Below are 8,131 nucleotides of genomic sequence, written 5' to 3'. Positions count from 1 at the left end.
GGGGGCGCTGGGGGTCCCCCCGGCCGAAGGCTGGGGGAGGAACTGCGCGAGCAACCACCCTCAACCCGCAGCTACCGACTGGCGATACTCCCCCGCTCCACATGCCCCACCTGAGGAGGCACGACGACCCCGGAGCCCCCGAAGACGAACTCACGCAGCTTCCGCCACACCCCGTCCGCCCCCTGCTCGTACAACGCGAACCCCATGCACGGCCACTCGGCCTCGAACTCCGCCAGCTCGGCGAACGCCCGGTCCATCGCCGCCTCGTCGATCCCGTGGGCGACGGTCACATGCGGGTGGTACGGGAACTGCAACTCCCGCTCCAGCGGCCCCGACGCGTCCCGCACCCGCGACTGGAGCCACGCACACTCCTCGGCCCCCCGGTCCACCCGGACGTACACCACCGGCGACAGCGGCCGGAACGTACCGGTGCCGCACAGCCGCATCGGGAACGGCCGGCCCGCCGCGGCGACCTCGCTCAGGTGGGCCTCCACCGCGGCCAGCGCCCCCGCGTCGACCTCGGTCGGCGGCAGCAGGGTCACGTGCGTGGGAATGCCGTGGGCCGCGGCGTCGCCGAAGCCCGCGCGCCGCTCCTGGAGCAGGCTGCCGTGAGGCTCCGGGACCGCGATCGACACGCCGATCGTTACGGTCCCCACGTCATCTCCCGTCGGTCGTGGTGGTGGACGGGTGTCGGGTTCGTACCCGGCCGTCCGGCTATCGACTGTACGGCCACGGCCGCCTCGCGGGCAGCCGTGGCCGAAGTGATGTGCAGCGCTTCGCTCCGCCCGGTGGCGGCTCAGTGCTTGGCGGGCAGGAAGCCGACCCGGTCGTAGGCCTGAGCGAGGGTCTCGGCCGCGACCGCACGCGCCTTCTCCGCGCCCTTGGCCAGGATCGAGTCGAGGGTCTCCGCGTCGTCCAGGTACTGCTGGGTGCGCTCGCGGAACGGGGTCACGAACTCGACCATGATGTCGGCGAGGTCCGTCTTGAGGGCCCCGTACATCTTGCCCTCGTACTCCTGCTCCAGCTCGGCGATCGATGTGCCGGTGAGGGTGGAGTGGATGGTGAGGAGGTTCGAGACGCCCGGCTTCTCCGCGGGGTCGTAGCGGATCACCGTGTCGGTGTCGGTGACCGCGCTCTTCACCTTCTTCGCGGTCACCTTGGGGTCGTCGAGGAGGTTGATGAGGCCCTTCGGCGTGGACGCCGACTTGCTCATCTTGATCGACGGGTCCTGGAGGTCGAAGATCTTCGCCGTCTCCTTGAGGATGTACGGCTTCGGGACGGTGAAGGTCACGCCGAACCGGCCGTTGAAGCGCTCGGCGAGGTCACGGGTGAGCTCGACGTGCTGGCGCTGGTCCTCGCCCACGGGCACCTCGTGGGCCTGGTACAGCAGGATGTCGGCGACCTGGAGGATCGGGTACGTGAACAGGCCGACGCTCGCGCGGTCGGCGCCCTGCCGGGCCGCCTTGTCCTTGAACTGGGTCATCCGGCTGGCCTCGCCGAAGCCCGTGAGGCAGTTCATCACCCAGGCGAGCTGGGCGTGCTCCGGGACGTGGCTCTGCACGAAGAGGGTGCAGCGGTCCGGGTCCAGGCCGGCGGCGAGCAGCTGGGCGGCGGCGAGGCGGGTGTTGGCGCGCAGCTCGGCGGGGTCCTGCGGGACCGTGATCGCGTGCAGGTCGACGACCATGTAGAAGGCGTCGTGGGACTCCTGGAGGGCCACCCACTGGCGGACGGCGCCGAGGTAGTTGCCCAGGTGGAACGAACCGGCGGTGGGCTGGATGCCGGAGAGCACGCGAGGTCGGTCTGAGGCCATGTTCACCATTCTCTCAGAGACCTCGGGTGGTTTCGGTGCGCGGGGAACTGCGGACCGGTGGGGGCTGGTCGCGCAGTTCCTCCCCCAGCCTTCGGCCGGGGGGACCCCCAGCGCCCCTGACGGGGCGCTGCCCCTTGCGGTGCTGATCAGCCGAGGTCGATCTCCGGGTACAGCGGGAAGCCCGCCACCAGGTCGGTCGCGCGCTGGGCGATCTCCGTGGACACCTTCTCGTCGAGGACGTGGCTCGCCTTGCTCGGCGCGCCCGACTTCGTGGTGCCCGGCTCGGTGGTGGCCAGGACGCGGTCGATCAGGCCCGCGACCTCGTCCATCTCGGCCGTGCCCAGGCCCCGCGTGGTCAGCGCCGGGGTGCCGATGCGGATGCCGGAGGTGTACCAGGCGCCGTTCGGGTCGGCCGGGATCGCGTTGCGGTTGGTGACGATGCCGGAGTCGAGGAGCGCGGTCTCGGCCTGGCGGCCGGTGAGGCCGTAGGAGGTGGCCACGTCGATCAGGTTGAGGTGATTGTCGGTGCCGCCGGTGACCAGGGTGGCGCCCCGGCGCATCAGGCCCTCGGCCAGCGCGCGCGAGTTGTCCACGATCCGCTGGGCGTAGTCCCGGAACGCGGGCTGCCGGGCCTCGGCGAGGGCGACGGCCTTGGCGGCCATGACGTGCGGGAGCGGGCCGCCGAGGACCATCGGGCAGCCGCGGTCGACCTGGTCCTTGAGGGAGTCGTCGCACAGGACCATGCCGCCGCGCGGGCCGCGCAGCGACTTGTGGGTGGTGGTGGTGACGATCTGGGCGTGCGGGACCGGGTCGAAGTCGCCGGTGAGGACCTTGCCGGCGACCAGGCCCGCGAAGTGCGCCATGTCGACCATGAGGGTCGCGCCGACCTCGTCGGCGATCTCCCGCATGATCCGGAAGTTCACCAGGCGGGGGTACGCGGAGTAGCCGGCGACGATGATCAGCGGCTTGAACTCACGGGCCTGGACGCGCAGCGCGTCGTAGTCGATGAGGCCGGTGGCCGGGTCGGTGCCGTAGGAGCGCTGGTCGAACATCTTTCCTGAGATGTTCGGGCGGAAGCCGTGCGTGAGGTGGCCGCCGGCGTCCAGGGACATGCCGAGCATCCGCTGGTTGCCGAAGGCCTGCCGCAGTTCCGCCCAGTCGGCCTCGGTCAGGTCGTTGACCTGGCGGGCGCCGGTCTTCTCCAGGAAGGGCACCTCGACGCGGTCGGCGAGGACGGCCCAGAAGGCGACCAGGTTGGCGTCGATGCCGGAGTGCGGCTGCACGTAGGCGTGGCGGGCGCCGAACAGCTCGCGGGCGTGCTCGGCGGCGAGGCCCTCGACGGTGTCGACGTTGCGGCAGCCGGCGTAGAAGCGGCGGCCGATGGTGCCCTCGGCGTACTTGTCGCTGAACCAGTTGCCCATGGCGAGCAGGGTCGCCGGGGAGGCGTAGTTCTCGGAGGCGATCAGCTTGAGCATCTCGCGCTGGTCGGCGACCTCCTGGCCGATGGCGTCGGCGACGCGCGGCTCGACGGCGCGGATCACGTCGAGGGCGGCGCGGTAGGCGGTGGACTCGGTGGACAGGGGCGCGGACTTGTCAGTCATTCGGGACCTCCGGACATGTCGTACGGCACTCACGGTTCGGCCCAGGCGCACGGCACTCGATCACAGCACGAGCCGCTCCCCGATGGTCGGTCCCATCCTCGGGGTCTGCCGTCACTTTCCCGCCTGCCTCACGACGCCCTCCGGGCGGACGACGGGAAAGTGACGGCAGACCCCAGCGCGCCAGTCACGGCCCGCACGTCACATTACCGGCCGCGCCGGGCCCGGGGGTCGTGGCGTCCACCAGTCGGGCACGGACAAGAGGTAGGAAAGGGGGCAATCCCGTCGCGTCCCCCGGAGTCGCCGTGACCACTACGGAAGCCCTCGTCGCCGCCGCCGAACTGCACAGCGCGCACACCTACCACCCGCTGCCGGTGGTGATCGCCACGGGCGAGGGGGCGTGGCTGACCGACGTCGGGGGGCGCCGTTACCTGGACCTCCTGGCCGGTTACTCGGCGCTGAACTTCGGGCACGGCCACCCGCGCCTGGTCGCGGCGGCGAAGGCGCAGCTGGACCGGGTGACGCTGACGTCCCGGGCCTTCCACCACGACCGGTTCGCCGCGTTCTGCACCCAGCTCGCGGAGCTGTGCGGGATGGAGATGGTGCTGCCGATGAACACGGGGACGGAGGCGGTGGAGACGGCGGTGAAGACCGCCAGGAAGTGGGGGTACCGGGTCAAGGGCGTGCCCGCGGAGATGGCGAAGGTGGTGGTCGCCGGCGGCAACTTCCACGGCCGTACGACCACGGTGATCTCCTTCTCGACCGACCCCGAGGCGCGGGCGGACTACGGGCCGTACACGCCCGGCTTCGAGATCGTCCCGTACGGCGACCTGACGGCCCTGCGCGCCGCGCTGACCGAGAACACGGTCGCCGTACTGCTGGAGCCGATCCAGGGCGAGGCCGGGGTGATCGTGCCGCCGGCGGGTTACCTGGCGGGGGTGCGGGAGCTGACCCGCGAGCGGGACGTGCTGTTCGTCGCGGACGAGATCCAGTCCGGTCTCGGGCGGACCGGGCGCACGTTCGCGTGTGAGCACGAGGGGGTCGTGCCCGATGTGTACGTCCTCGGGAAGGCGCTCGGGGGCGGGGTGCTGCCGGTGTCGGCGGTGGTGGCGCGGGCGGAGGTGCTGGGTGTCTTCCGGCCGGGCGAACACGGCTCCACGTTCGGGGGGAACCCGCTGGCCTGCGCCCTGGGCCTGGAGGTGATCGCGATGCTGCGGACCGGGGAGTTCCAGGAGCGGGCGACGGTCCTGGGGGAGGTGCTGCACCGGCGGCTGGCGGAGATCGCCGGCAGCGGACTGCTGACGGCCGTGCGGGGGCGGGGTCTGTGGGCGGGGGTGGACGTGGCTCCGGGGGTGGGGTCGGGGCGGCTGGTCTCGGAGCGGCTGATGGAGCGGGGGGTCCTGGTGAAGGAGTCGCACGGGGCGACGGTGCGGGTGGCCCCGCCGCTGGTGGTGGAGGAGGAGGACCTGGAGTGGGGGATGGAACAGCTGTGGGGGGTGTTGAGCGCCTGAGGGCCCCCGGTAGTCCGGTGTCTCCTCGAGATCGGGCTAGGGCCCTTCTGATGGATCTCCGCGGCGTCGCGACGCCCGGCACGCACGCTCGACGCACGGGGATCCATAAGCAGGGCCCTAGGCGTCGAGGTAGTGGTAATCCCCGTCCGGAAGACCGATCACCAGGCTGCCGTTGTGGACCCTCCACTCGCTCATGCCGTCGACGTCGTGGCTGACCAGAAACAGTCCTCGGGGTCTCTCGTCGTACTCGTCGTCCTGGCAGGAGGCCGGGATCCGGGCGATCTGACGCAATCTCTCCTCGAACCAGCAGAGGGACACCGCGCGGATGTCGCCCCCGTAGAAGGCCCACCTGACGTAGTTGTACTGCCGAGCGGGAAAGGCCCAGCCCCCGCTGTAGGTGCGCTCCGGATCGTCTGCTTCCACGATCTCCTTGATCTGGGCCAGCTGTCCGTCGTCACACTCCAGCCAGCCCCTGACCGAGACCATGATTCCCACGGCGGTTGCTCCTCATTCGGGTGGCATGCTGCCCTGGCGCACGTTTCCTACGCGCTTGCACGCTAGGTGCGACCTGCTCGGTCGTGCAAAGGAATTGAGGGCGTTCATCGTCGGACCGTTGTCCGGGGAGCTGCGCCGCCGACGGAGTGCGCGACGAAGTCCGCTCAGGGGCGCACGCGCGTGGGGACCTCTCGGTCACCGACGTGGTGCACGTGGACAGCCGTCCCTGGCGTCAGTCACGGGCTTCCGGCACGACTCCCCGTGGCTCCGCCGCAGGGACCCGTGGCGCCGGACCCTCGTCCAGTCCGAGCCCTCATCCCGGTCCGCCACGGCAAACGCCCCACCGGCCCCGCACTCACCTTCTCCCCCAGCGCGTGGACCACCTTCGTCGGGCGCGGGCCGGCGTGCGGCGCTACAGGATCACGTGGGGCAGGAAGCGGGCGTAGTCGTCCGTGACCAGGCCCGCCGACTCGCGGATGCCCAGGCCCGCCGGTTCCTCGCCCACCACCCATGCGCCCAGCACCACATGGTTGCCGTCGAAGTCGGGCAGGGGGGCGAGCTCCTGGTAGCAGCACGGCTCTTCGCGGACGACCGGGGCGTGGCCGGGCTCGTGCACGACCACCCCCGCGCCCTCCCGGCCCAGCAGCGGCTTGCTGACGTAGCCCGTCGTACGGGACAGCTCTCTCGGGCCGTCCAGGTAGGCCGGGAGGAGGTTGGGGTGGCCCGGGTAAAGCTCCCACAGGATCGCCAGCAGCGCCTTGTTGCTGAGCAGCATCTTCCAGGCGGGCTCGACCCACATCGTCGTACCCGTGCCGCCGCCGTTGTCCAGGGTGTCGAGGACGTGCGGGGCGAAGGCGTCCGTGGTGAGCCACTCCCACGGGTAGAGCTTGAAGCACGCGCGGATGAACCGGAGGGCGTTGTCGACGAAGCGGCCGGAGAGGGTGTCCCAGCCGATCTCCTCCATGGAGATCCAGTCGGTGTCGAGGCCCGCCTGTTCGGCCGTCTCCTTGAGGTACGCGACCGTCATGAGGTCCTCGCCCAGTTCGTCGGCCGAGGAGTGGGCGAAGTACAGCGGGGTGCCCGAGGGGAGCAGACGGGCCTGCTCGCGCCAGGCGGCGACCAGGCGTTCGTGGAGGCTGTTCCACTGGTCGGCGCCCGGAAAGCGGTCCGCCATCCAGAACCACTGGGCGGAGGCCGCCTCCACCAGGGAGGTGGGGGTGTCCGCGTTGTACTCCAGGAGTCGCGCCGGGCCGGTGCCGTCGTAACGGAGGTCGAAACGGCCGTAGAGGGAGGGGAGTTCGGCGCGGCGGTGCCAGGAGTCGGTGACGGCCCGCACCACCCGGGGATCGGTGAGGCCGAGGTCGGCGAAACGATTCGTCGTGACGATGCGGTCGGCCGCCGCCAGGCACATCGCGTGCAGTTCCGCGACCGTCTCCTCCAGCGCCTCCACCTCGTCGAGGCCGAAGGCGTAGTAGGCGCTCTCGTCCCAGTACGGGCGCAGCACGCCGTCGGGATGGCGGGTGAGGGGATAGATCACACCCTGCTCCTCGACGGTCCGCTGCCAGCCGGGGCGGGGGTCGGCCGTACGGCGCTCCATGGGCCGGTCAGCCGCCGGAGCCGCCGTGGCCGCCGCCGAAGCCGCCGCGGTGGACGCCGTGTCCGCCGCTCGACGAACCGCCGGAGCTCCCACGGGACTTGGTGAACGAGCCGCCCGTGACCCAGCCGCCCTTCTTCTTGCCTCCGTAGTAGTAGCCGGCGTCGACGGCGGACTTGGTGGAGGCACAGTTCTTGTCGGAGACGACCCGGTAGCCCTTGGTGGCGCGGTAGCTGTCGCGGTCGACGCAGCGCTTGTCGGGGTCCGAGGAGCAGGCGGTCAGGGCGGCGGCCAGCAGGCCCATACCGCCGAGGACGACCGTGCCCGAGCGTAGTTGACGGCGTACGTCTGCCATGTCCGTGCTCCCCCGTACCGTCCGTGCTGCCTGTGCGCTGTCCGGCGACAGTTTAGACGAGCGGTTTCAGCCCTCCACGGTTGTCATGTACGGGTAAGAAACACATGAGAAGCCCCCGGAGATCCTGTCGGCGCGCCGAGTCGCCCCGGTACCGTCCAGCCTGCCCCGGGTGAACGATCGCCCTGGACTCTACGCGCGCAGACCGACCGACGCAGTACCCCCACCCGCACCGCCATCCCTCTCTCCCATCCCCCACCGACGGAGGAATGACAGATGCCCGGCTTCGCCCTCTCGCGCCGCGAACTCACCGCCGCCGCGACCGTGTTCAGCCTGCTCGCGGCCGGGGCCGCCGCGCAGGTGACCAGTGCCGCGACCCCCGCCCACGCGGCCACCACCCACCGCGTCCTGTTCGACGACGGCCACGCCGAGGAGGCCGGCAACGCGGACTGGATCATCTCCACCAGCAAGCCCGACCCGCTCGCCCAGAACCCGTCCCCGTCCTCGGAGACCGACTGGACCGGCGCCCTCTCATCCTGGGGCGTGGCCCTCCAGAAGACCGGCGGCTACAGCCTGAAGACCGCCACCAGCGCCCTGACCTACGGCGGTTCCTCGACGACCGACCTGTCGAAGTTCGACGCGCTGGTGCTGCCCGAGCCCAACACCAAGTTCACGACCGCCGAGAAGACCGCGATCATGAACTTCGTGAAGAACGGCGGCGGTCTTTTCATGATCTCCGACCACACCGGCGCCGACCGCAACAACGACGGC

Annotated in this window: 8 protein-coding genes and 1 pseudogene; 3 read left to right on the top strand and 6 right to left on the bottom strand. The window is 70.9% G+C overall.

Annotated elements, in window-relative coordinates; translation table 11 throughout:
* Positions 1-71: 71 nt before the first annotated feature.
* From AB0958_RS43600 to AB0958_RS43590, 3 genes are all read right to left on the bottom strand, one after another.
* Positions 72-656 carry a 2'-5' RNA ligase family protein gene (locus AB0958_RS43600; protein ID WP_366896035.1) on the bottom strand — a complete coding sequence of 195 codons (585 nt, stop codon included), beginning with the start codon at positions 654-656 and terminating at the stop codon, positions 72-74.
* Between the two features lie 140 nt (positions 657-796).
* Positions 797-1,810 carry a tryptophan--tRNA ligase gene (trpS, locus tag AB0958_RS43595; protein ID WP_366896034.1) on the bottom strand — a complete coding sequence of 338 codons (1,014 nt, stop codon included), beginning with the start codon at positions 1,808-1,810 and terminating at the stop codon, positions 797-799.
* Positions 1,811-1,956: 146 nt separating this feature from the next.
* Positions 1,957-3,411, bottom strand: coding sequence for a glycine hydroxymethyltransferase (locus tag AB0958_RS43590; protein WP_366896033.1), 1,455 nt, complete (start codon positions 3,409-3,411; stop codon positions 1,957-1,959).
* A gap of 302 nt (positions 3,412-3,713) precedes the next feature.
* On the opposite strand from AB0958_RS43590, the gene rocD reads away from it, so the two are divergent.
* Positions 3,714-4,919 (top strand): ornithine--oxo-acid transaminase, encoded by a 1,206-nt coding sequence (gene rocD, locus AB0958_RS43585; RefSeq protein ID WP_366896032.1) that lies wholly within the window; start codon positions 3,714-3,716, stop codon positions 4,917-4,919.
* Between the two features lie 117 nt (positions 4,920-5,036).
* Here rocD and AB0958_RS43580 read toward each other — a convergent pair whose 3' ends face one another.
* Positions 5,037-5,405, bottom strand: a complete 369-nt coding sequence (locus AB0958_RS43580; protein ID WP_366896036.1) for a hypothetical protein — start codon at positions 5,403-5,405, stop codon at positions 5,037-5,039.
* Positions 5,406-5,480: 75 nt separating this feature from the next.
* On the opposite strand from AB0958_RS43580, the gene AB0958_RS43575 reads away from it, so the two are divergent.
* On the top strand, positions 5,481-5,870 hold the full coding sequence (locus AB0958_RS43575; protein WP_366896031.1) for a DUF397 domain-containing protein: 390 nt from the start codon (positions 5,481-5,483) through the stop codon (positions 5,868-5,870).
* On the opposite strand, the gene AB0958_RS43570 is transcribed toward AB0958_RS43575, so the two are convergent.
* A complete protein-coding gene (locus tag AB0958_RS43570; RefSeq protein WP_366896030.1) occupies positions 5,827-7,011 on the bottom strand; it encodes a glutathionylspermidine synthase family protein in 1,185 nt (394 codons plus the stop codon). The genes AB0958_RS43575 and AB0958_RS43570 overlap by 44 nt on opposite strands.
* 7 nt (positions 7,012-7,018) lie before the next feature.
* Positions 7,019-7,363, bottom strand: coding sequence for a hypothetical protein (locus AB0958_RS43565; RefSeq protein WP_366896029.1), 345 nt, complete (start codon positions 7,361-7,363; stop codon positions 7,019-7,021).
* A 273-nt stretch (positions 7,364-7,636) separates the two neighbouring features.
* Between AB0958_RS43565 and AB0958_RS43560 the strand changes: the two are divergent.
* Positions 7,637-8,131, top strand: a pseudogene (locus tag AB0958_RS43560) (hydrolase); the annotation flags it as partial.

The organism is Streptomyces sp. NPDC006655 (genome assembly GCF_040703965.1).
Lineage (GTDB): Bacteria > Actinomycetota > Actinomycetes > Streptomycetales > Streptomycetaceae > Streptomyces.
The sequence above is the reverse complement of the archived record's forward strand: the minus strand, read 5'-3'. Positions and strand labels throughout refer to the sequence as shown.

Coding starts and splice junctions, on each gene's coding strand:
- trpS (WP_366896034.1), bottom strand. CDS start 1,810: ATGGCCTCAGACCGACCTCGCGTGCTCTCCGGCATCCAGCCCACCGCC.
- AB0958_RS43590 (WP_366896033.1), bottom strand. CDS start 3,411: ATGACTGACAAGTCCGCGCCCCTGTCCACCGAGTCCACCGCCTACCGC.
- AB0958_RS43580 (WP_366896036.1), bottom strand. CDS start 5,405: ATGGTCTCGGTCAGGGGCTGGCTGGAGTGTGACGACGGACAGCTGGCC.
- AB0958_RS43570 (WP_366896030.1), bottom strand. CDS start 7,011: ATGGAGCGCCGTACGGCCGACCCCCGCCCCGGCTGGCAGCGGACCGTC.
- AB0958_RS43565 (WP_366896029.1), bottom strand. CDS start 7,363: ATGGCAGACGTACGCCGTCAACTACGCTCGGGCACGGTCGTCCTCGGC.